The following is a 22,459-nucleotide window of genomic DNA, read 5'->3' as shown; positions in this document are numbered from 1 at the left end:
GGACAGCGGACGCGGCGGGACAGCGGACGCGGCGGGACAGCGGACGCGGTGGGTCAGCGGGCGCCGCGGATCAGGCGGCCGGGGCGGGCGCCGGTGTCGACGCCGTGCCGGCGGGTCACCAGGCCCGCGACCATGGTGACGTCGTAGCCGGACGCGTCCTGGACGAGGCGGCGGCCGCCGGCGGGCAGGTCGTAGGCCATCCGCGGGGTGTGCAGGGTGAGCCGGTCGAGGTCGACGACGTTGAGATCGGCCCGCTTGCCGGGGGCGAGCACGCCGCGGTCGCCGAGGCCGAACAGCGCGGCGGTGTCGGCGGTCTGCTTCTTGACGACGTACTCCAGCGCCAGCCGCTCGCCGCGGTGCCGGTCGCGGGCCCAGTGGGTGAGCAGGAACGTGGGGTAGGAGGCGTCGCAGATCATCCCGCAGTGGGCGCCGCCGTCGGACAGGCCGGAGACGCAGGCCGGATGAGCGAGCATCTCGCGGATGGCGTCGTGGTTGGCGTCGGTGTAGTTGAAGAACGGGATCATCAGCATCGAGGTGGCCGGGTGATCGGTACCGGCGGCCTGCTCGAGCATCAGGTCGTAGAGCGCCTCCAGGCCGCTGACGCCGCGCTGCTCGGCGATGGCGGCGACCGTCCGCTCACGCGTCGGCTCGTAGTCGGGCGGGTCGCCGAGCGCGTAGAGGCGGTCCAGGGACAGCGCGACCAGGTCCTTCATGCCGTCGAACTGCTTCGTCGGGTTGACGGGCAGGTCGTCCTCGCCGAGGATCGCCTTCCTGATCTCGGGTCTGGCCAGCTCGAAGCCGCGTTCCGCCGGGGACAGGTGCGCCAGCGCCCGGAACGTCGGCCGGTGGGTGAAGGCGTGGTGGCCGGCGAAGCCGATGAGCATCCCGAACGGTCGGGCCGCGACCTGGGGGTAGAGCGGCGATCCGGCCTCGAAGGCGGCGGCCGACGTCTCCAGCAGTTCCCGCCACAGGGTGGGCGCGGCGTCGACCTGGAGCAGCGCGTACGAGACCGGGCGGTCGATCTCCTTGGCGAGCCGGCGCATCCAGTCGAGCTCCCGGGCCGGGGCGACGATGTCCTCACCGGCGGCCCCCGTCGGCGCAAGCTCGAAGACGGACCGTCCACCGCGCGCCATCGCCCGGCCAAGCCCGAAGAGCTCGTCCTCGGCGGCGAAGGTGCCGGGAACGGGCTCACCGCCGATCGCGCGGTGCGCGATCGTGCGCGACGTGGAGAAGCCGAGCGCCCCCGCCTCGACAGCGTCCCGCACCAGCTCGGCCATGGCCGCGATGTCGTCGGGGGTGGCGGGTTCGTTGCGGGCGCCGCGGTCGCCCATCACGTAGGCGCGCAGCGGCCCGTGGGCGACCTGGACGCCGAAGTCGACGGCGAGCTCACGTTCGGCGAGCCGGTCGAGGTAGCCGGGGAAGGACTCCCAGCCCCAGGCGATCCCCTCGGTCAGCGCCGTGCCCGGGATGTCCTCGACGCCCTCCATCAGCTCGATGAGCCACTGCTCTCGACCGGGGGTCACCGGCGCGAACCCGACCCCGCAGTTGCCGGACACCACCGTCGTCACCCCGTGTGAGCTGGACGGCTCGAGCAGCGCGTCCCAGGTGACCTGCCCGTCGTAGTGCGTGTGGACGTCGACGAAACCCGGGAGGACATGCCTGCCGGCGGCGTCGATCGTCTCGGCGGCGTCGGTCTCGATGCCGCCGCCGGGTAAGCCGTCGGTCTCGCGGACGTCGACGATCCGGCCGTCCTTGACACCTATGTCGGCCCGGAACGGCTTGGCCCCCGTTCCGTCCACCACCAGGCCGCCGACGATCTTGGAATCCAACATCCCGCAGTCTCCCTTCGATCCGGTCGACCTGGACCGACGCCGACGCGTCGCCAAACCATCACCGAACGGGCATATACAATATGCATTATGACCCGCATCACACGTTGACGGAAGCGGAGCGAAGGCTTGGGCTGAGCCCGCGCCGCCGGGCACGGTCCCGTGCCGCGCCCGCGCCGTGCCCGTGCCGTGCCCGGCGGCGCGATCTGCTGGGGTTCGGCGGCCGCGATGGTCAGGCCGCGGCGCGGGCCCGGAGCGCCTGTTCAGCGGACGCGCGGGAGGACCGGAAGAGCTCGGTGAACTGGGCCAACGCCGGGTTGATGGTCGACGAGGTCATCTCGACGTTGATGAGCACGACGTCGGCGGCGCCGAGCGCGGCGAGCACATGGGAGACATACGGCGAGACGTGGTCCCAGCCTTCCTTCGGCGTGCCCGGACCGTAGGAGCCGCCCTGGGTGGTCACTACCGTGACCTTCGTACCGGTGAGCGGGCCGATGCCGTCCTCGGTCATGATTGTCTGCCCCACCACCATGACCTGGTCGAACCATGCCTTGAGGGTCGACGGCACCGACCAGTTGTGCATCGGCACCGTCAGCAGGAGTTCTCCGGCTGTCGCCAACTCATGGATATACAGCTCGCGGATCTTGACTGCTTCGGTCTGCTCGGGGGTGCGCCGCTCCCGCGTGGTCGTCGGCGCCGAGAAGGCGACCCAGTCCAGGTGCGGCGGCGGCGCCGCCGCGAGATCGCGGTAGGTCACGGTGCCCGCCGGGTCACGCTCCCGCCAGGCGGCGACGTACTCCCGCGCCACGGCACGGGAGACGGAGTCGTCACCGGTGATGCTGGTGTCGACGTGCAGCAGGTTGGCCACGGGGCCCTCCTCGACGGTCGGTGGAGTCGGGTGGCGCCCGGCGGGTCCGTCACCCGGCCCGGCGCCTCGGGGCGACCGTAAGATCGCGCCGGTCCGGCCAACCAGGACGAGCCGTGCCTGGGTGCGCCACACCCAGGCAGACTGGCTCCGCCGCTTCTACCGTGGGTTCATGGGCACGGGCGACCTTGGCGACTTCCTGCGCGCGCGCCGGGCGCGCCTCTCGCCGGAGCAGGCCGGCATCCCGCGGCACGGCTCCCGCCGGGTACCGGGCCTGCGGCGGGAGGAGGTCGCGGTCCTGGCGGGCGTCAGCGTCGACTACTACACGCGCCTGGAGCAGGGTCGGGAGCGCGCGCCGTCGGCGCAGGTCGTCGACGCGCTCAGCCGGGCGCTCGGCCTGGACGAGGACGGCCGCGCCCACCTACTCCGCCTGGCGGGGCTCGCGGCGCCGTTCGGCGCCTGCGCGCCCGGCGAGCAGGTCTCGCCGGCGCTGCGCCGGCTGCTGGACAGCCACCACGGGCAGCCGGCCTTCGTCCTCGACCTGTCCTTCGACTTCCTCGCGGCGAACGACCTCGCCGTCGCGCTGTTCTCGCCGTTCGCGGCCATGGACAACCTGCTGAACATGATCTTCCTTGACCCGGCGGCGCGCGCCTTCTTCGCGGACTGGCCTGGTGCCGCCCAGAACGCCGTCGCGAACCTGCGCGCCAACATCAGCGCCTCGCCGCCGAACGCCTGGGTGGACGCGATGGTCGACCGGCTGCTGGCCGGGAGCGCCGAGTTCGCGCGAATCTGGCGGGCCCACGACGTGCGGGGCAAGGCGCACACGGCCAAACGCTTCCGGCATCCGCGGGTGGGTGACCTGACGCTGGACCTGCTGGCCTTCGACGTGCGCGGCGCGCCCGGCCAGCAGCTGATCGTGTACCAGGCCGAGCCCGGCGGCCCGACCGCGGACGCGCTGGCCGTCCTCGGCTCCCTGCACGCCACCCGGATGCGCGCCGCGCCGCCGCGCTGACCCACTGAACCACCGACCCGCCGAGTCAACCCCGCCACGTCACCCCGCCGCGCGCGGCGGACCAGTCAGCGGGGAGTCGTGTCCAGCGGCCAGGAGGGGTCGTCCGCCAGCGGGGTGCTCCGCGGCCCGAGCGCGTCGCGGAACCAGTGATCGTAGCTGTCGGCCCAGCCGCCGCCGGCCATCCAGTCCCGCAGCGCGCCGTTGACGAACCGGACGAACTCGTCGTCCTGGGCCTGGTCGCCGCTGCGCCACAGGGCGACGCCGTAGGGCTCGGCCAGGGTCTCGAGCTCGGTGCCGAACACCTCGTTGAAGGCCTCCGACTCCACCCTGAGGTACTCGTCCTGGCGGGCCATCCCGGCGAGGATGACGTTGTCGGTCGCGACCGCGTCGGCATCTCCCTGCTGCACGGCGACCAGGCAGTCCGCGGCCCGCGGCCGGCCGATGACCGTGAGGCCCCGGGCGGGCGAGCCGGACGGCGCCGCGGCCGCGGTCCGCCGGCCCGCCCACGCGGCCGCCTGCCGGAGCTTCTCGATCGAGGTGCTGCCGTCCGTCGAGCACACCGTGAAGCCGACGAAGTCGTCGATCGAGTCGAAGCCGGCGTCCTTGGGGACCAGCAGCTGGAAGCCGGACTCGAAGTACGCGCCGGAGAAGAGGATCTTCTCCTTCCGCTGGCAGGTGATCGTGTAGGTCGCGACGACGATGTCGATCCCGGACCTCGAGTCGGTCGCGGTGTCCGCGTCGGGGTGCGCCGGATCCGCGTCGTCCATGATGAGCGCGTTGCGCTGGTTCGTCTGCACCGGTTGGAAATGGATGCGCTCGGCCTCCGCCGAGCCGAACAGCGCCTTGGCGATCGTCTTGGCGACGTCGACGTCGAAGCCCTCGAGCTCCAGCTTCCGCCAGTTCATCGAGCCGACCGGCGGCGCGTCGGTCACGATCGCGACGTTCAGGTAGCCCCGGTCGACGATCCTCTTCATGGTCGAGCCCGCGCGGAAAGCGCCGGGCGGCGGGTTGGGTCCCAGGGGTGCCAGGCTCGAGCGCACGGGCAGCCCGTCCGCGCAGGTCGCCCCGGACGGGGGCACGACCGGCGTCGGCGTCCCAGGGGCCGTGGGCGCCGCGGAAGGCCGGGACGTGGGAGCGGCCGGGCCCGTGGTGGCCGGGGGGAGCGGCCGGGCGTCGGGAGGAAGCTCGGCGCTGGTGGTCCCGCAGGCCGCGACGGCGACCGCGGTGAGCCCGGCGGCGGCGCCGAGAAGCCAGCGGCGGCGCGTCGGTCCCGTCATGGCTGGTACTCCCGGCGCCGTTCCGACATCGCCCACAACACCAGTCCGGCGGCCGCGAACAGCGCGAGCCCGGCCGGTAGGCCGAGGAAGGTACGCGGCGCCGTGGCGGCGGACATCTGATCCCGGAAGTGCCGCGCACCGCGGTCGACGGCCCCCTCCAACCCGCTGTCGAGCTCGTCGAACGCGACGGCCCCACGTCCGGCGGTCAGCAGCGTGGCCCTCCGGAAGTCGCCGCTGGCCACGCCGAGCTCCTCGTCGGTGCCGACGGCGCCGCCCAGCAGGGAGACGACCTCGCCGCGGACGGCCAGCCAGGCCCGCAAGGACCGCTCCAGCGACGGGTCGACCACATCCGCCGGCAGCGTGTCGAGGGCCAGGGACAACGAGCCCCGCCGGTCCGGAAGGGTGCCGGGCGGCAGCCGCCCGCCCGTCTCGGCGTCGTACCCGAGGCCCTCGATGGACCTGGCCAGCCCCGCCTGGTGATCCGCCGTGACGCCCAGTGACGTCAGGTCGAGGTTCTCGTCCGCGTGCGCCTGCAACGCGAAGACCCGCGCCTGGGACAGCATGGCCAGGGGGGCGTAGCCCTTGTCCAGCGCCTCCTGCGCCCGGGCCTGCTGCTCGGCCGTGGCCGTGGCGAGCAGGGCGACGGCGAGCAGGAGGCAGCCGGACGCGGCGAGCAGCCGGACCTCGAAGACCCGCCGGCTGCGCCGGGCGTAGTAGACCTGCAGCGCGACCAGCCCGAGCCCGCCGCAGACGAACAGCGCGAGCAGGAGCGCCTCGCGGTCGCCGTCGGTCGCCTCCCGGAAGTCCCGGTCGACCTCGTTCCCGCCGAGCTGCACCAGGTCGTCGAGGCGCGGGATGATGTCGTCACGCGCGAGGTCGGACGCCACCCGCAGATAGGACTCGCCGATCGCGTTGCCCGTCCGGTTCGTCGACCGAGCCGTGATCACCTGGGTGTGGTAGTCCGTGATCAGCGCCGCCAGCTCGGTCAGGATCTTCTCGGCGCACAGCGGCCGGTCCGCCGGTCGCCCGGGCTCCGGGCGCAGGCAGGTGTCGACGCCGAGCCCGCGCATGCGCACGACCCCGGCGTTCGCCGCCGCGATCCGCTCGCGGAAGCGCGTCAGTTCCCGTGCCCGCTGGTAGGCGGCCCGCTGGGCGGGATCGCCGAGGGCGTTGTCGTTGGCGACGACGAAGGCGAACACCGAGGCCGCGGCCGCGGTGTCGGCGCTCGCCAGCTCACCCCGGACCAGCTGGGCCTCGACGACCAGCTGCCCCGACCGGTCCCGGGCGTGCCGGAGCGCGTCCCGGCGGTCCAGTGACGTGACGAGGGTCAGGCTCGCCAGCAGCGCGAGCCAGAAAGCCGCGCCGACGGCCGTGAGCATGAGCCGCCGCGGCGTGCTCAACCGGTTGCGCGCCAAAGGCCTGTCTGTTCCTGGCGGTGAAGCCACGCTTGGCGCGCTAATGGCCACGGTGAGCGATTTTAGGGCCGGCCCCCCACCTGCCACGCCCCCGGCGTCGGTTACCCGACAGCTGCGCCGCGCCCAGACCGGTTAGAGCTCCTGATTGGGTCGATCGACTTCTGGGATCGCCTCGGCATCCGCGCGCGGAATCGGCGAGAAACACCGCCGGCCGTTCGCCGTCGGCGACCGGTTTGGTTATTCGAGCAGCGCGTCGAGGGTGACGAAGCCGTAGCCGCGGTCGCGCAGCGCCGTGATGAGGCCCGGCAGCGCGTCGGCGTCGAGCGTCGAGCGGTCCTCCGGGTGGGAGCCCAGGTGCATGAGCACGATCTCGCCCGGCCCGAGCGCGTTCAGGACGCGGGTGGTGACGGACTCGACGCTCGCGCCGCCGGACGTGCCCTTCCAGCCGACGGTGTCGACCGTCCAGCGGATCGGCACGTAGCCGAGCCCGTTGAGCACCTCGATCGTGCGCTGATCGCGGTCGCCGAACGGGAACCGGAAGAACGGCGCCGGGTCCCGGCCAGACGCCGCCTGGATGCTGCGCGCCGCGCCGAGGACCTCGTTTCGGATGTCCGCGGCGGTGAGTTTCGTGAAGTACGGGTGGGTCACGGAATGGTTGCCCAGCCGGTGGCCGCGCGCGGCGATGTCGGCGGCCGTCGACGGGAACTTGTCCGCGAACCCGCCGGTGAGAAAGAACGTCGCGGTGATGTTCTCCCGCGCGAGCGTCGCGAGGACGGAGGCCGCGCCGTCCGCGTTGCCGCCGCCGTCGAAGGTCAGCGCGACCACCTTGCGGTCGGTGGGGACACGCTCGACGTCCTTCCCGACCAGCCGCGCCGGCAGCCCGGCCGCCGTCGGCGGCATGGTCGGCCGCGGCGTCGCCGTCGGCGTGCCGAGCGGCGGCGTGCCGCCGCCCGGCCCCTGGTCCCTGGAGCCGCTGGGCGTCGGCTCGACCGGCGTCACCGTGGCACCGGGCGTTCCCGACCCGCCCGCCGAAGGACTCGCCGTGCCGACACCGACCGAGCCGTTCGCCGTGGCGGCGGGCTCCGGCCCGCCGCCTCCGCCGCCGCAGGCCGGGAGCGCGACGACCAGGCACACCAACGCGCCCCACGCGGCGCGACGCACACGGGTCATGGGCGTTTGGACGTCGCCGGCCGCGCCCAGGTTGCGCGGTGACGGGTTCCTGACAACGCGCCCTTCGGACAGCGAACCCTTCGGACAGCACGCCAACCGGACAGGGCACCAACCGGACGGCGCGCCAGCCGGGCCGACGGCGTCCCCCGCCCCCGCCGGCCCGGCCGGGCCTGGCCACGCGGCGGCCCCGCTATGCGAGGTACTCCGCGAGGTGCTGCCCGGTGAGGGTGGAGCGGGCCGCGACGAGCGCGGCCGGGGTGCCCTCGAACACCACCCGCCCGCCGTCGTGGCCGGCGCCCGGGCCGAGGTCGATGATCCAGTCGGCGTGCGCCATGACCGCCTGGTGGTGCTCGATCACGATCACCGACTTGCCCGCGTCGACGAGCCGGTCCAGCAGCCCGAGCAGTTGCGCGACGTCGGCGAGGTGCAGGCCCGTCGTCGGCTCGTCGAGCACGTAGACGCCGCCGGTCTCGGCCATGTGGATCGCGAGCTTGAGCCGCTGGCGCTCCCCGCCGGACAGCGTCGTCAGCGGCTGGCCGAGGCGCAGGTAGCCGAGGCCGACGCTCGCGAGCCGGGTGAGGATGGCGTGCGCGGCCGGCGTGCGCGCCGGCCCGCTCGCGAAGAGCTCCACCGCGTCGGACACCGCCAGGGCGAGCACCTCGCTGATGTCGAGGCCGCCGAGCTTGTACTTGAGCACCTCCGTCTGGAAGCGCCGGCCCTCGCATTCCTCGCACACGGTCGCCACCCCGGCCATCATCGCCAGGTCCGTGTAGATGACGCCGTTGCCGTTGCAGTTCGGGCACGCGCCCGCGGAGTTGGCGCTGAACAGCGCGGGCTTGACGCCGTTCGCCTTCGCGAAGGCCTTCCGGATCGGTTCCAGCAGGCCGGTGTAGGTCGCCGGGTTGCTGCGCCGGGAGCCGCGGATGGCCGTCTGGTCCACCGAGACGACGCCCGCGCCCCTCGGGATCGAGCCGTGGATGAGCGAGCTCTTGCCCGACCCCGCGACCCCGGTGACGACGACCAGCACGCCGAGCGGGACGTCGACGTCGACGTCGCGCAGGTTGTGCTGGCGCGCGCCGCGGATCTCGAGGCGGCCGGTGGGTGTCCTGGTCACCGGCTTGAGCGCCGCCCGGTCGTCGAGGTGGCGGCCGGTGCGGGTGTCGCTCGCCCGCAGGGCGGCGACGGTGCCCTCGAAACAGACCGTCCCGCCCGCGCTCCCGGCACCCGGGCCCAGGTCGACGACGTGGTCGGCGATCGCGATGGTCTCCGGCTTGTGCTCGACGACCAGCACGGTGTTGCCCTTGTCGCGCAGTCGCAGCAACAGCTCGTTCATGCGCTGGATGTCGTGGGGATGCAGCCCTACCGTCGGCTCGTCGAAGATGTACGACACGTCGGTCAGGCTCGAACCGAGGTGGCGGATCATCTTGGTTCGCTGGGCCTCTCCACCGGACAGCGTGCCGGACGGCCGGTCCAGGCTGAGGTAGCCGAGCCCGATCTCGACGAACGAGTCGAGGGTCGCCCGCAGGGTCGCCAGCAGCGGCGCGACCGAGGGCGCGTCGAGCGCGCGCACCCAGTCGGCCAGGTCGCTGATCTGCATCGCGCAGGCGTCGGCGATGTTGACCCCGCCGACGCGGGACGCGAGCGCGGCCTGGTTCAGCCGGGTGCCCGCGCACTCCGGGCAGGCGGTGAAGGTGACGGCGCGTTCCACGAAGGCCCGGATGTGCGGCTGCAACGCCTCCTTGTCCTTCTGCAGAAACGCCTTCTGCACCCGCGGGATGAGGCCCTCGTAGGTGAGGTTCATGCCCTCGACCTTGACCTTGACGGGCTCCTTGTAGAGAAAGTCGCGCATCTCCCGTTCGGTGTAGTTCATGATCGGCTTATCTGGGTCGAGAAGACCGGACGCGGCGAAGATGCGCACCTGCCAGCCGTCGACGGTGTAGCCGGGGATGGTGAGGGCGCCCCCGGCGAGCGACTTCTTCCGGTCGAACAGCTCGTCGAGATCGATGTCGGTCACCGCGCCCATGCCCTCGCAGCGCGGGCAGGCGCCGGCGGGCACGTTGAAGCTGTAGTGGAACGCGGGGCCGGCGCTCGGCACACCCAGCCGGCTGAACACGATCCGCAGCAGCGCGTTCGCGTCCGTCGCGGTTCCCACCGTCGACCGGGAGTTCGCGCCCATGCGTTCCTGGTCGACGATGATCGCGGTGGTGAGCCCCTCGAGCAGGTCGACGTCGGGCCGGGCCAGGCTCGGCATGAAGCCCTGCACGAAGGCGCTGTACGTCTCGTTGATGAGGCGTTGTGACTCGGCCGCGATCGTGCCGAACACAAGCGAGCTCTTGCCGGAGCCCGACACGCCGGTGAACACGGTCAGCCGGCGCTTCGGAATCTCGACGCTCACGTTCTTCAGGTTGTTCTCGCGGGCACCATGGACACGGATGAGGTCATGACTGTCTGCGACGTGCATATGGCCACGCTATCCGCCGCCTCGGACAAATCCTGGCCGCAATTCCCCAGGGCGGGCCAGCCGGGGCGGGCCTTCGGCCTCGGCCGCCTCGCCACGGGCCGGACCGGCCCGGAGGCCGCCGGGTGGAACGCGACGCGGCGGGCACGGGGGCGTCGCGGCAGGCGGCGAACGGCGTGGCGAGCCGCGTCCCCTTGGTTCCGACGCCGGCATTGCTCGCCACATGGGGCGACGGGAAATCACTTCGTAGTCGGCCGGTCCTGGGATCGGCGCATGGGCCGCGGTGCCAGACGACGGGGTTTTCGGCACCATGCCGTCTGGGATCATGGTCGAATGCCCCTCAGGTCATGGCAGCCGTTCGTCGGGGCCGCCCGCTCACCGGTCACGAGGTTTCCCTCGAGCGAGGGCCGTCGTGGCGAGCGGCGTCGGGTGGAGGAACCGCCGGGACCCGCGCGTCCCCGAAACTGTCAGGAACACGGCATATGGTGCCCTCGGCGCGGGTCGCGCGGACGGGAGCGCGACGGCCCCGACTCGGATGCGGCGAGACACGCCGAAGTCGGGCAACACACCGCGGCCGCGGCCGGTCGGATAATGCTAGGCCGGCGTGATCGCGGCCCGGGCGGATGCGTCCCGACCAGAGACCGAGCGCGTCCGCCGCGACGAACGCCGGGCCACGGATCGGTGGCGGCGACGGTGGGTGGCGGTGACGGTGGAGGTGACGTATCCGGTGACGGTGACGGAGGCCGGTGGCCTGCCCGGCGCGCCGCTGAACGGGGCGCGTGAGCCGCGTCCGGACGGCGCGGCCGCCACGGGGGTCGACCCGGCCGCCGGCACCGCGCCGGTGAGCCCCCCGATCGGGCGCGTGATGGGCACCGAAGAGGCGACCCCGCTGCTCTTCCATGTGGCCGTCAACGACGGCAGCTACCTGCAGCTGGACGACGTGGTCGTCACCGTCCGCAACGTGCCCGGGGTCGGGCCGGTGATGACGGCCGGCGTCGTCACGCAGGTCGAGGCGCGGCACGAGGGGGCCAGCTTCGACTCGGACGTGTTCCTCATCGCCGAGGGCGTGCTGCCCGCGCAGGTCCAGGAGATCGCCGAGGTCACGACGACGCGCGTCGAGCCGGAGATCTACGTGCCGCCCCGCCCCGGCGAGCTGGTGCGGCGGGCGACCGGCGACGAGCGCGCGACCGCGCTCTACTTCAACCAGATGGACCGCAAGGTCCCGGCCGGCCTCGGCCGCGACGGTACGCCGATCTTCATCAACCTGGAGTTCCTCGACGGCACCCGCGGCGCGCACGTCTCGATCAGCGGCATCTCCGGCGTCGCGACGAAGACGAGCTTCGCGCTGTTCCTGCTGTACTCGATCTTCCGGTGCGGGGTGCTCGGCCGGGCCGCGGTGAACGCGAAGGCGCTGGTGTTCTCGGTCAAGGGCGAGGACCTGCTGTTCCTCGACCGGCCGAACATCCGGCTGACCGACGAGATCCGGGCCGTCTACGACCGCCTCGGCCTGCCGGCGGAGCCGTTCGCGTCGGCCGGCTTCTTCGCCCCGCCGCTGCCGGGTGACACCACCGGCCGCCCGCACGTCGCGGCGCGCACGTCCGGGGTGAGCGCGTTCTGGTGGACGCCGCTGGAGTTCTGCGCCCAGGAGCTGCTCCCCTACGCCTTCGCGGACGCGGAGGACGACCGGCAGCAGTACACGATGGTCGTCCACCAGGTGACGAACCGGCTGCGTCTCGACGCCGTCCCCTATGGCAGGGACGGCGCGGTCAAGATCGAGGGCGAGGTTCTCAAGACCTACGAGAACCTGGTCGACTTCGTCATCGACCGGGTGAACGACGACGGCTCGCGCGCGAAGTGGGCGGGGCCGGCGACGGGGGCCGGAACGGTGAACGCCTTCGTCCGCCGGCTGCGCTCCTCGCTGCGCGCGCTGCGCCCGCTGATCAGGGCCGACCTGCCGGACGCGCCCGGCCGGCGGGTGAGCACCGCCGAGCACCAGGTGACCGTCGTCGACCTGCACAACCTGCCCGAGCGGGCGCAGCGGTTCGTCGTCGGCGTGGTGCTGGCGGCGGAGACGCGCCGCAAGGAGGAGGCCGGGCCGGGCGGGCTGCTGTTCACGATGCTCGACGAGCTGAACAAGTACGCGCCGCGGGACGGCACGAGCCCGATCAAGGAGGTGCTGCTGGACATCGCGGAGCGCGGCCGGTCGCTGGGCATCATCCTCATCGGCGCCCAGCAGACCGCGAGCGAGGTCGAGCGGCGGATCATCTCGAACAGCGCGATCCGGATCGTCGGCCGGCTCGACCCGGCGGAGGCGTCCCGGCCGGAGTACGGCTTCCTGCCGCCGAGCCAGCGCGCCCGGGCGACGCTGGCCAAGCCGGGCACGATGTTCGTCACCCAGCCGGAGATCCCCGTCCCGCTGGCCGTCACCTTCCCGTTCCCCGCCTGGGCGACGCGCCCTTCGGAGGCCGCCGAGGCCGGCCCGGCGGCACCGGGCGAGCCCGCGGCGCCCGGGCAGTCCCGTCCGGACCCGTTCAGCCTGCTGCCCACCCCCGACGACGACGATCCGCCCCCCTTCTGACCACCGCCACCCCGCCAACGGCCGGCGCGACCCGCGCCCGGTCGCGCCGCGAAGGACCGCTCGCGATGAGGTTTCTGCACACGTCCGACTGGCACATCGGCAAGTCACTGAAGGGCCGCAGCCGGCTCGAGGACCAGGAGGCCGTGCTGCGCGAGCTCGTCGGCGTCGCCCGCGCCCACGAGGTGGACGCGGTGCTGGTGGCTGGGGACGTCTACGACTCGGCCGCGCCGTCGGCGGAGGCGCAGCGGCTCGCCGTCCAGACGCTGCTCGGGTTCCGGAGCACGGGCGCCGAGGTGATCGTGATCGCCGGCAACCACGACCATCCGCGCTCGTTCGAGGCGTACCGGCCGCTGATGCAGGCCGCGGGGATCACGATGGTCGGCACGGTGCGCCGGGCGGACAGGGGCGGGGTGGTCGAGTTCCAGGCCCGAGGCTCGGGCGAACCGGTGCGGGTGGCCCTGCTGCCCTTCGTCTCGCAGCGCTTCGCGGTGCGCGCGGCCGAGCTCGTCACCCAGACGCCGGCCGAGAACGCGGCGAAGTACGACCAGATGGTCCGCGACCTGCTCACCGCCCTGTCCGCCGGCTTCGACGACGACGCCGTCAACCTCGTGCTCGCGCACCTGACGGTGACCGGCGGCAGGTTCGGCGGCGGCGAGCGGCTGGCACAGTCGATCTTCGACTACTACGTGCCGGCGACGGCTTTCCCCGCCGACGCGCACTATGTGGCGCTCGGCCACCTGCATCGCCGCCAGACGCTGCCCGCGCCCTGCCCGGTGGAGTACTGCGGCTCCCCGCTCGCCGTCGACTTCGGCGAGGAGGACTACACGCCCGTCGTCCGGGTCGTCGAGGCGGCGCCGGGCAGCCCGGCCAGGGGTGTCGACATCCCGGTGACGGCCGGCCGGCGGCTGCGGACCGTGCGCGGCACCGTCGCGGAACTCGCCGAGCGGGCCGCCGAGCACGGCGACGCGTACCTGCGGGTGTGGGTGCGCGAGCCGGCGCGGGCGGGGCTGCGCGAGCAGGTGCAGGAGGTGCTGCCGAACGCGCTCGAGGTGCGCATCGACCCCGAGTTCGCCGCCGCGGCCACCGGCGACCGGCCGACCCGGCCGACGGCCGGGCGCGGCCCGGGCGACCTCTTCCGGGAGTACCTCGCCAGCCAGAACGTGGCCGACGAACGCGTCGAGGCGATGTTCGACCTGCTGCACGACGAAATTGTCGGAGCCGAGCGGCATGGTTAGCCCGGCGGCCTCGCCCGGCGCCGCTGGTCAGGGACCCGGCTCGACCCGGCGGGCCCGGCCCGGTGAGCCTGGCCCGGCGCGGCGGGCCGCGCCAGGCGCGGGCCCCGAGCGGTTCTGAAGGGGGACGGCTGATGCGACCGGTGCTGCTGGAGATGGCCGGCTTCGGCTCCTTCCGGGACGCCGCGGCGGTGGACTTCGCCGACGCGGACTACTTCGCGCTGGTCGGGCCGACCGGGTCCGGCAAGTCGACGGTCATCGACGCGATGACGTTCGCGTTGTTCGGGTCGGTGCCGCGGTGGAACGACCGGCGGACCGTGTCGCTGGCCCTGGCCCCGACCGTGGACCGGGGGACCGTGCGGCTGCTCTTCGACGCCGCCGGTGCCCGCTACGTCGTCGCCCGCGAGCTGCGCCGCCTGGGAAACGGCGGCGTCAACGTCCGCAACGCGCGGCTGGAGAGGCTGGCGGACCCGGCAGGGCTCGGCGCGCCCGGCGAGCCGACCGAGGTCCTCGCGGCGGACTCGGCGGTGAGCGGCGAGGTCGAGCGGCTGCTCGGGCTCACGTTCGAGCACTTCTGCGCGTGTGTCGTGCTCCCCCAGGGCGACTTCGCCGAGTTCCTGCACGCCAAGCCGGCCGACCGGCAGAAGATCCTCACCAAGCTGCTCGGCCTGGGTGTCTACGACGAGATCCGGACCGCCGCGAACGACCAGGCGAAGGCCAGCGAGCACACCGCCGAGACGCTGGCGAAGCAGCTCGCCGGTTACGAGGACGCCACCGACGAGGCCGAGCAGGCGGCCGCCACGCGGGTCCAGACGCTGGCCGCGGTGTCCGCCCAGGTCGACACGGCCGTGGCGGGCCTCACGGTCCTGGCCGCGGCGGCCCGGGACGCCGAGGCCGCGCTGGCCCGCGTCTCCAGCGAACGTGCTCTGCTGGCCGCCGTCCAGATGCCGGCGGACGTCGTCGCGCTGACGTCCCGGCTCGCCGCCGCGGTCCGGACCGCCGCCGAGGCGGCCGAGCGGCGGCGGGCGGCCGAGCGGGCCGACAGCGCGGCCCGCGTCGCGCTCACCGAGGCCCCCGAGCGCGCCGGGCTGGAGCAGGCGCGCCGTGACCACGACGAGCTGGCCGAGAAGCTGGCCGCCCGGCCGGGAGCCGAGGCCACCCATGTGGCGGCACGGGCCGCCCTGGGAGGAATCGTCGCCGCCGTCGCCGAGAACCGCGCGGCGCGGGAGGCCGGCGCCGTCGCCCGCGAGGAGGCCGCGCGCACGGCGCGGACGGTGGCCGAGGAGGTGGCGCGGCTGCGGGCCGAACGCGATCAGCTCGCCGGCCTGCGCGCGCCGCCCGGCGTCGTCGAGCTGGCGGGCCGGCTGCGGGAGGCCCAGCGGGCCGCCGCCGCTGCCGCCGCGGGTCGGGCGGCGGCGGAGCGGGCCGACACCGACGCCCGGGCGGTCCTCGCGGCGGCCCCTGACCGCGCGGCGCTGGAGCGGGCGCGGGACGCGCACGGCGAGCTCGCCCTCCTGGCGCCCGCCAGAAGCGCCGCCGAGGACTCCCACGGCCGCGCCCGCGCCGCGCTCGACGCGGCGGTCGCCGCGGTCGAGGCCGCCCGGCGGCGCCGCGACGAGGCGGCCACCGCGGTGGAGCGCGCGCAGACGGCCGACCTGGCGGCCGCGTTGCGCCCGCACCTCGTCGCCGGTGAGCCGTGCCCGGTCTGCGAGCAGGCGGTCGTGACCCCGCCGGCCGCCGGCCAGCCGGGAGCGCTGACGGCCGCCCGCGCCGCGCTCGACGCCACGGCCGGGGATCTCGCCGCCCAGGAACGGCGCTCGGCCGAGGCCGGCGAGGCGGAGTACCGGAGCCGTTTCGACATCCGCCGGCTGGCCGAGCGGGCGGACGAGGCGCGGCGAGCGTTGGCCGGCGCCCCGGACGCGGACGGCGTCGCCGCCGGGCTCGCCGAGCTCGACCGGCGGGAGCGGGCCGCGGCCAGGGCCGCGCGCGAACTGGCCGCCGTCCGCCGGGACGCGCAGGAGGCCGACCACGCCGTCGCGTCGCTCGCGGCGGCCGGCGCCCAGGCGCGCGCGCAGTTCGCCGAGGCCCGCGACCCGCTGGTCGCCCTCGGCGCCCCCGGCTTCGTCGACGACCACTCCAGCGACCACCGCGCCGGTGACGACCGCGCCGGTGACGACCGTGCCAGCGACGGCCGTGCCAGCGATGACCGTGCCGACGACGACCACGGCGGGCGGGAGCCCGGCCCGGCCGACGGCACCCGGCCGGCGGGGACGGGCGTCGCGACCGGCCTGGGGATCGACCTCGCCGCGAGCTGGGCCCGGCTGGTCGGCTGGGCCGGCGAGCTGGCGGCCAGGCGGTCCACCGAGCTCGGCACGGCGGCCGCCCGCGACGCGGCGGCCCGCGAGGCCCTGACCGGCGCCGACCGGGCCCTCGCCCAGGCGAAGGGCGCGGCCGAGCGGGCCGAGCGCGACCACGTCGCCGCCCTGCACGACGAGCGCACCGCCGCTGGCCGGCTGGAAACGCTGGACGCGCGGATCACCGAGCTGCGCGGGCGGCTCGCGGCGGCCCCGTCGGCCGACGACGTGACGGCGAGGCTCGCCGAGCTGGACCGGCTCACCCAGGCGGCGCGCGACGCCGACCAGCGGCTGCGCGCGGCCCGTGCCGACGCCGAGGCGGCCGACACCGCGCTGCGGGACGCCCAGGACGCGCTGCGCGCCGCCCAGGCCGTGCTGGCCCGGGCACGGGACACGGTCGTCACGCTCGGCGCGCCCGCGCTCGCCGGCCAGGACCTGCGCGCGGACTGGGAGACGCTCACCGGCTGGGCGGCGGCCGAGGCCATGGCCCGAGGGGACCGGCTGCCCGCGCTCGGCGCGGCGGTGGCCGACGCCACGAAGGCCTGGGACGCGGCGGCGCGGGGCCTTTCCGACCTGCTCGCGGCGCACGGCATGGCGCCGCCGGCCGACCTGACGGCGGTCGTCGACCGCGCCGCGCGGGCGGTGGCGACGACGCTGGAACGGGCGCGGGCCGCGCGGGACCGGCTCGCCGAACGCCGCGCCGCGGCCTTGGATCTACGGGCGGAGCTGACCAGAACCCGCGAGAACCAGCGGGTCACCCATCAGCTCGGGATCCTGCTGCGCTCGGACCGGTTCCAGCGCTGGCTGGTCGCCGCCGCGCTGGACGTGCTGGTCGCCGACGCGTCCGAGACGCTCGCCGAGCTGTCCGGCGGGCAGTTCGAGCTCACCCATGCCGACGGCGAGTTCATCGTCGTCGACCACGCGGACGCCGACTCCCGCCGCCCGGTCCGTACCCTTTCCGGCGGGGAGACGTTCCAGGCGAGCCTGGCGCTGGCACTGGCGCTGTCCGCGCAGCTCACGACGATGGCGGCGGCCGGCGCCGCCCGGCTCGACTCGATCTTCCTCGACGAGGGTTTCGGCACGCTCGACGAGGCGACGCTCGACGTCGTCGCGACCACCCTGGAAAGCCTCGCGGGCGCGGGCGGCGGGCGGATGGTCGGCATCGTCACCCATGTCCGCGCGCTGGCCGAACGCGTCCCGGTCCGCTTCGCGGTCAGCCGCGACCAGCGCACCTCCACCGTCATCCGGGAGAACACGTGACGACGACAGCGGACCTCACCGCCGCTCGCGGGGCGCCGTTCACCGCCCACGGCGGGATGCGGTTCAGTGTCGACGCCTGGGACCCGAGCTACGGCACCAGCGTGGCCGGGGACGACCTCGCCGACTCCAGCGCCCGGGTCGAGGTGAACATCGAGGTCCGGGCCGCGGCGTGGGGCCCCGTGGCCGTGCCGGCGGCCAGGTCACGGGTCGTCACCGCGCCGGCGGCCGTGCTGTTCGTCGACGGCGTGCGCCGGGTGGAGGCGCGGGCGTGGATCCATGACCTCGCGCCGGACGGCGAGGCGGCGACCTCCGCCGCGCCGGCGATCTGCGCGTCGTACGCGGCGGGCGTCGTGTGCTGCTGCGAGCAGGGCGCCCACCTGCTCGGCGCCCACGTCCGCCGCGGCCTGTTCACCGCGGCCACGCATGCCGGCGACCTGTTCACCGGCGGCGGCAGGTACCGGGCCAAGCCGGCGAAGGAGGGCCCCGACGGCCCGACCCTGTCCCTGCAGCAGGAGCTGCTCGAGCTGGAGGTGCGGACCGCCACCAGGGCCCGCGGCGCCCATGAACTCGTCCAGACCGTCGATGACGACGACGAGCGGCCCGCCGGCGCCGGCGGGCTCGGCGCGGGAGCGGACGGCCCGCCGTGGCCCGACCAGCGCGGCGCCGCGGGGCCGGCCGGCCAGGCCGGCGACCTGCTCGTCGTCGACGGGCCGTTGCGCGGCCGGACGCGCCTGCCCCGCGCGCTCGGCTTCGTCAAGACGCACCACACCCAGTTCCTGCCGGCGGCGCAGCATGCCGTCGTCGGCCGGCTCGGCCCGGCGCAGCGCACCCCGGTCTTCCTCCTGAACAACCGCAGGGACGCCAACTGGGACCGGCTCAGCTGGTACCTGCGCCTTCCCAGCCGGCCGGGCGCCCCCTGGGCCGGCGTCGCCCGCGTCGAGTGCCGCGCCGACCTGTCCCCGGACGAGGCGGTCGCGCTCGCTGACCTGAGCCAGGTCGTGCTCCCCCGGTTCGCGTCCCAGGAGTTCAAGGACGGCCGGGCGCCGCAGAACCTCTACCCCATCGCCGGCCTCGAACGGGCGCTGCGCCGCCGCCTCGGCGACCCGCGGCTCCTCTACCGCTCCCTGCGCCGCGCCGCCGCCGCGTGAGCCTGGCGCCAGCCGGATCTCGGCGGCACGCGCCGCCGCGGGCGGGAAGTCAGATCTTCTCGGCGCGGTAGTAGCGCAACGCCCCGTCGTGCAGCGGGAGGGGGGAGGTCGCGATGGCGCTGCGGTGGTCGAGCGCGATCGCGACCGGCACCCGTTCGGCGATGTCGCCGCGCGCGCCGAAGAGGATCCTGATGACCTCCTCGACCAGGCCGCTGTCGGTGTCGGCCCTGGTGACGATCAGGTTGGGCACGGCGACCGTCAGCGTGTGCCCGGGCTCGGCCAGGCGGTAGGTGTCGCCGGGGATGGTCCCCATGCGGTAGGCGGGGTCCCAGGTGGCGCGCAGGCCGGTGGCGAGCTGGCCGAGCGGCACCAGCCGGACGGCGGCCTCGTCGGTCAGCTCGGTGATCCCCTCGGTCGGGAGGCCACCTGACCAGAAGAAGGCGTCGATCTGACCGGCGAGCAGGGCGTCGACGGACTCGTTGATGCCGAGGTGGCTGACCGCGAGCGTCGCCGGGTCGACCCCGGCGACGCCGAGCATCCGCTCGGCGATCAGCCCGGTGCCCGACCCGTCCGAGCCCATGGAGACCCGCTTGCCGACGAGGTCGGTGATCTCCTTGATCGGGGCGTCGGCGCGGACCACCAGGTGCAGGTAGTCGTCATAGATCCGGGCGAGCGCGCGGATCGGCACCGGCGCGGTGAACGGGAGGCGCCCGTCCACGGCCGCCGACGCCGCGTCGGCGGCGGTGAAGGCGAAGACGTTCGCGGACCTGGCGACCCGCCGCACGTTGTCGACCGATGCCGTGGTGGCCAGCGCCTCGGCCCGCACGCCGTCGAGCCGGCGGTTGATCGCGGCGGCGAGCTCCACCCCGTAGCTGTAGTAGATGCCCTTGGTGCCGCCCGTGAGGATCACGATCGTGCCGCGGCGGTATTCCTGGGCCTGCCCGTCCCGGACGACGGCGACCACGCCGACGGCGACGGCGACGGCGACGGCCAGCGCGGCGGACAAGCCCACCAGCACCCGCCGGTGCGTCCACCACCCACCCGGCGACCCGCCGTCGGCCTGGTGCCCGCCTTGCCGTAACCCCCGCATGTCCGCACGACGATACCGGCCGCCGGGTGGGAGCCGCCGCTAGCCGAGGCCCGGGCCGACCTGCCGGACGACGACCGCGCCGCCAGCCTGGGCGTCCGGGGGCGGGGCCGCGCCCTCACGGGACCGGGACGCGCCCGCGGACTCGTCGCGCCGGCTCCGGTAGACGGCGAGATCGCCCAGGGGCTCGACCGGCCGGGCCGGCGACGGCTGGCCGGCCCGGTGGACGTGCCGACGGGCGCGGACCAGGTCGGCGAGCATCGCCGGAGTGTGCCGAATGATCCGGAAGGTCCCGCCCGGCTCCTCGGTCCAGCGCACCGGGACCTCCACGATCCGGTACCCCAGCGACCGGGCCAGCGACAGCACCTCGACGTCGAAACCGAAGCCCGTCGCCCGCGACAGGCTGAACAGGACCTTGGCCTCCGCCTTGCGGAACGCCTTGAAGCCGCACTGGGTGTCGGCGATGTCCAGATCGGTGATCGAACGGGCGATCTGGTTGAAGGCCCAGCTCCCCAGTTGCCGGGTCCTGGTCCGGTCCGCCCCCGGGCCGATCCGCCGCGACCCGAGGGCGACCTCGGCGTGCTCCAGCGCCGCCAGCAACACCGGCAGATCGGTGACGTCGGACGCCAGGTCCGCGTCCATGAACACGATCGCCTCGCCGGTGGCCGCGGCCACGCCCACCCGGATCGCCGCGCCCTTCCCGCTGTTCCACGGAAGCCTGATCACCCGGCTGCCCGGCAGGCCGCGCAGCAGGCCCGCGGCGATCGCGGCCGTGCCGTCGAGGCTGCCGTCGTCGACGACGATCACCTCGGAGCCCGGGACCTTTCGCAGCGCCGCGACCAGCAACGGCAGCGACCTCGGCAACCGGCGTGCCTCGTTGTAAGCGGGAATCACGACACTCACGGCCACGCGATCCACGTCACACCTCCCGACCGCGCCGCGCCGTGCGCAGACGTTCGCCCCTGGCCGCGCTTCGTGACAACGCGGCCAATATAGGCAAACCTAACTAGCTCGGGAAGGGCCACATCATCCGGGCATACTCCCAGACGGTGCGTTGCCCGGGTGTTGATGTCGCGGACCGCACAGTCCCGGTGCCAGGCCGCGTCGTCCGCTGAGGACGCGCCTTCGGTGGGAACCGGCAACGGTGGTCGGCGAGGAGTGAGTGGCGAGGAGTGGCCGGCGAGTGTTTCAGGAGGTGAACGCCCTCGCGGGTGGCACCGCGGCCGGCGCGGCGGGCGGGCGGCGGGGCACCCGCAGGGTGACCGCGAGCCCGGTCGGCTCCGCGAGCGCGACCGACAGGCCGCCGCCGGAGGAGGTGAGCAGCGCGGTGGCGATGCTCAGCCCGAGGCCGGAACCACCGACGTTGACGTTGCGCGGGCTGCGCCAGAACCGGCGGCCGACGGCCGGCAGCTCGTCCGGCGCGACCCCGGGGCCCCGGTCACGCACCACGATGCCGACCGTGTCGGCGTCCCGGACGACCGTGACGTCGATCGTGGAGTCCGCCGGGGAGAACTTGATCGCGTTGTCGAGCACCGCGTCCAGCGCGCTGCCGAGCGCCGTCCGGTCTGCGTAGCACGCCGACTCGGACAGGCCAAGGCCGCCCTGGACGAGGCTGATCTGACGCGTCGCCGCGACCAGCCGCCAGGCGGCGAGCCGCTCGCGCACCGTCGTCGCCGCGTCGAACCGCGCCGGCCGGGCGGCGGCGTGCTCGGCCTGGGCGAGCGCCAGCAGCTCATCGAGCACCTCCGTCAGCCGGCGCCCCTCCGTACGGGTCTCCTCCAGCTCGTCGAGCCACTCCGGCGGCAGGCCCAGCCCGATGTTCTCGATCCGCAGCAGCAGCGCGGACAGCGGGTTGCGCAGCTGATGGGAGGCGTCCGCCACGAACGCGCGCTGCTGGGAGATGACCTCCTGCAGATGGTCGGCCATCTCGTTGAACGAGGTGGCGAGCCGGCGCAGCTCCGGCGGGCCGACCCGATCGGAGACCCGGCTCGAGAACTGGCCGGTGGCGATCGCGTGGGTGACCGAGTCCAGGTTGTCGACCGGCGCCAGCACCCAGCGGGTGAGCCGCAGCGCGACCAGCATGCACAGCAGCAGGGCCGCGAGCTCGCCGAGGCCGAGCAGCAGCCAGCGCCCCGTCACCTGGTCGCGCAGCCGGTCGGTGGGCGAGACGGTGAGCACGGCCCCGATCACGTCGCCGCCCGACATCACCGGCTCGGCGATCACCAGTGGCCGGTCCTGCCAGGGCCAGATCTGCGCCGGGTTCTCCCCCGCCCGGCCGCGCAGGGCCGCGGCCAGGTTCGCGTGCATCCGGTCGTCCGGTGGCGACAGCACGTCACGGGACTGGGCCAGGACGGTGGCGTCCCGGTTGTAGACGACAGCCTCGATGCCGTAGACCTCGTCGTAACGAACCAGCTCGTCGATGAGCGCCCGCGTTCCCTCTCTGCCGGGGTCCTGGCCCGCGATGTTGGCGAAGCGGGTCGTGTCGCTGAGCCGGTCGAAGAACATCTCCTGCTGCTTGCCCTCGGCCAGGGTGCGCGCCAGCGGCACGCCCAGCGCGACCAGCGCCGTGGCCATCAACGCCAGCAGGATCACCAACAGCCGGACTCGCACGACAGGCTCAGGCGGGCGGTCGCCGTTTCGCCGCCGCGGCGGCGGCCAGGTCCGTCACACTCGCGCCCGCGCCGCGGCCCGAGGCCCCACCCCGACCACGTCCGCGATCGCGTCCAGCGCGCCCACCTCGTGGAAGTGCACCGCGGCGGGATCGATCCCGTGCA

14 protein-coding genes and 1 pseudogene are annotated in these 22,459 nt (G+C 74.4%); 5 read left to right on the top strand and 10 right to left on the bottom strand.

Annotated features, from left to right (window positions below; translation table 11 throughout):
- Positions 1-53 precede the first annotated feature (53 nt).
- Both I6A81_RS34180 and I6A81_RS34175 read right to left on the bottom strand, forming a co-directional pair.
- On the bottom strand, positions 54-1,832 hold the full coding sequence (locus tag I6A81_RS34180) for an N-acyl-D-amino-acid deacylase family protein (RefSeq protein ID WP_203005180.1): 1,779 nt from the start codon (positions 1,830-1,832) through the stop codon (positions 54-56).
- A 229-nt stretch (positions 1,833-2,061) separates the two neighbouring features.
- On the bottom strand, positions 2,062-2,697 hold the full coding sequence (locus I6A81_RS34175; protein WP_203005181.1) for an FMN-dependent NADH-azoreductase: 636 nt from the start codon (positions 2,695-2,697) through the stop codon (positions 2,062-2,064).
- Positions 2,698-2,866: 169 nt separating this feature from the next.
- Between I6A81_RS34175 and I6A81_RS34170 the strand changes: the two genes are divergently transcribed.
- Entirely contained in the window at positions 2,867-3,706 is an 840-nt protein-coding gene (locus tag I6A81_RS34170; protein WP_203005182.1) for a helix-turn-helix transcriptional regulator, read from the top strand.
- A gap of 65 nt (positions 3,707-3,771) precedes the next feature.
- On the opposite strand, the gene I6A81_RS34165 is transcribed toward I6A81_RS34170, so the two are convergent.
- The 4 genes from I6A81_RS34165 to I6A81_RS34150 all read right to left on the bottom strand — a co-directional run bounded on the left by I6A81_RS34165 (position 3,772) and on the right by I6A81_RS34150 (position 10,029).
- Positions 3,772-4,983 (bottom strand): transporter substrate-binding domain-containing protein, encoded by a 1,212-nt coding sequence (locus I6A81_RS34165; protein WP_203005183.1) that lies wholly within the window; start codon positions 4,981-4,983, stop codon positions 3,772-3,774.
- The gene (locus I6A81_RS34160; protein ID WP_203005184.1) at positions 4,980-6,383 is read right to left on the bottom strand and encodes a hypothetical protein; all 1,404 of its coding nucleotides are present in this window, start codon (positions 6,381-6,383) and stop codon (positions 4,980-4,982) included. Before I6A81_RS34160 ends, I6A81_RS34165 begins: the two co-directional genes overlap by 4 nt.
- A 252-nt stretch (positions 6,384-6,635) precedes the next feature.
- Positions 6,636-7,568, bottom strand: coding sequence for a polysaccharide deacetylase family protein (locus tag I6A81_RS34155; RefSeq protein WP_203005185.1), 933 nt, complete (start codon positions 7,566-7,568; stop codon positions 6,636-6,638).
- A gap of 190 nt (positions 7,569-7,758) precedes the next feature.
- Positions 7,759-10,029 carry an ATP-binding cassette domain-containing protein gene (locus I6A81_RS34150; protein ID WP_203005186.1) on the bottom strand — a complete coding sequence of 757 codons (2,271 nt, stop codon included), beginning with the start codon at positions 10,027-10,029 and terminating at the stop codon, positions 7,759-7,761.
- Between the two features lie 862 nt (positions 10,030-10,891).
- Here I6A81_RS34150 and I6A81_RS34145 point away from each other — a divergent pair.
- The 4 genes from I6A81_RS34145 (at position 10,892) to I6A81_RS34130 (ending at position 18,598) form a co-directional block, all read left to right on the top strand.
- Positions 10,892-12,604, top strand: coding sequence for an ATP-binding protein (locus I6A81_RS34145; RefSeq protein WP_407661424.1), 1,713 nt, complete (start codon positions 10,892-10,894; stop codon positions 12,602-12,604).
- A 65-nt stretch (positions 12,605-12,669) separates the two neighbouring features.
- Positions 12,670-13,839, top strand: coding sequence for an exonuclease SbcCD subunit D (locus tag I6A81_RS34140; RefSeq protein WP_203005187.1), 1,170 nt, complete (start codon positions 12,670-12,672; stop codon positions 13,837-13,839).
- A 131-nt stretch (positions 13,840-13,970) separates the two neighbouring features.
- Complete coding sequence (locus I6A81_RS34135; protein ID WP_203010405.1) at positions 13,971-17,450, top strand: AAA family ATPase; 3,480 nt, start codon at positions 13,971-13,973, stop codon at positions 17,448-17,450.
- Positions 17,447-18,598: a hypothetical protein gene (locus I6A81_RS34130; protein ID WP_203003252.1), complete on the top strand. Its 1,152-nt coding sequence runs from the start codon at positions 17,447-17,449 to the stop codon at positions 18,596-18,598. The genes I6A81_RS34135 and I6A81_RS34130 overlap by 4 nt, the downstream gene beginning before the upstream one ends.
- 49 nt (positions 18,599-18,647) lie before the next feature.
- Here I6A81_RS34130 and I6A81_RS34125 read toward each other — a convergent pair whose 3' ends face one another.
- The 4 genes and pseudogenes from I6A81_RS34125 to larC form a co-directional block, all read right to left on the bottom strand.
- The gene (locus I6A81_RS34125) at positions 18,648-19,688 is read right to left on the bottom strand and encodes a TAXI family TRAP transporter solute-binding subunit (protein ID WP_203003253.1); all 1,041 of its coding nucleotides are present in this window, start codon (positions 19,686-19,688) and stop codon (positions 18,648-18,650) included.
- Between the two features lie 39 nt (positions 19,689-19,727).
- Positions 19,728-20,588: a dolichyl-phosphate beta-glucosyltransferase gene (locus tag I6A81_RS34120; protein WP_307875110.1), complete on the bottom strand. Its 861-nt coding sequence runs from the start codon at positions 20,586-20,588 to the stop codon at positions 19,728-19,730.
- A gap of 285 nt (positions 20,589-20,873) precedes the next feature.
- Positions 20,874-22,295, bottom strand: coding sequence for a sensor histidine kinase (locus I6A81_RS34115; RefSeq protein ID WP_203003255.1), 1,422 nt, complete (start codon positions 22,293-22,295; stop codon positions 20,874-20,876).
- 87 nt (positions 22,296-22,382) lie between these two features.
- A pseudogene (gene larC / locus I6A81_RS34110) lies at positions 22,383-22,459 on the bottom strand (nickel insertion protein); the annotation flags it as partial.

The sequence above is a fragment of the Frankia nepalensis genome, assembly GCF_016786325.1.
GTDB classification, from domain to species: Bacteria; Actinomycetota; Actinomycetes; order Frankiales; family Frankiaceae; genus Pseudofrankia; species Pseudofrankia nepalensis.
Note: the sequence above shows the minus strand (reverse complement) of the source record. Positions and strands in the feature narration are given on the sequence as shown.

Excerpts from the sequence above, each read along its gene's own strand:
- I6A81_RS34180 (WP_203005180.1), bottom strand. The coding sequence starts at position 1,832 with ATGTTGGATTCCAAGATCGTCGGCGGCCTGGTGGTGGACGGAACGGGG.
- I6A81_RS34170 (WP_203005182.1), top strand. The coding sequence starts at position 2,867 with ATGGGCACGGGCGACCTTGGCGACTTCCTGCGCGCGCGCCGGGCGCGC.
- I6A81_RS34165 (WP_203005183.1), bottom strand. The coding sequence starts at position 4,983 with ATGACGGGACCGACGCGCCGCCGCTGGCTTCTCGGCGCCGCCGCCGGG.
- I6A81_RS34155 (WP_203005185.1), bottom strand. The coding sequence starts at position 7,568 with ATGACCCGTGTGCGTCGCGCCGCGTGGGGCGCGTTGGTGTGCCTGGTC.
- I6A81_RS34150 (WP_203005186.1), bottom strand. The coding sequence starts at position 10,029 with ATGCACGTCGCAGACAGTCATGACCTCATCCGTGTCCATGGTGCCCGC.
- I6A81_RS34145 (WP_407661424.1), top strand. The coding sequence starts at position 10,892 with ATGGGCACCGAAGAGGCGACCCCGCTGCTCTTCCATGTGGCCGTCAAC.
- I6A81_RS34140 (WP_203005187.1), top strand. The coding sequence starts at position 12,670 with ATGAGGTTTCTGCACACGTCCGACTGGCACATCGGCAAGTCACTGAAG.
- I6A81_RS34135 (WP_203010405.1), top strand. The coding sequence starts at position 13,971 with ATGCGACCGGTGCTGCTGGAGATGGCCGGCTTCGGCTCCTTCCGGGAC.
- I6A81_RS34125 (WP_203003253.1), bottom strand. The coding sequence starts at position 19,688 with ATGCGGGGGTTACGGCAAGGCGGGCACCAGGCCGACGGCGGGTCGCCG.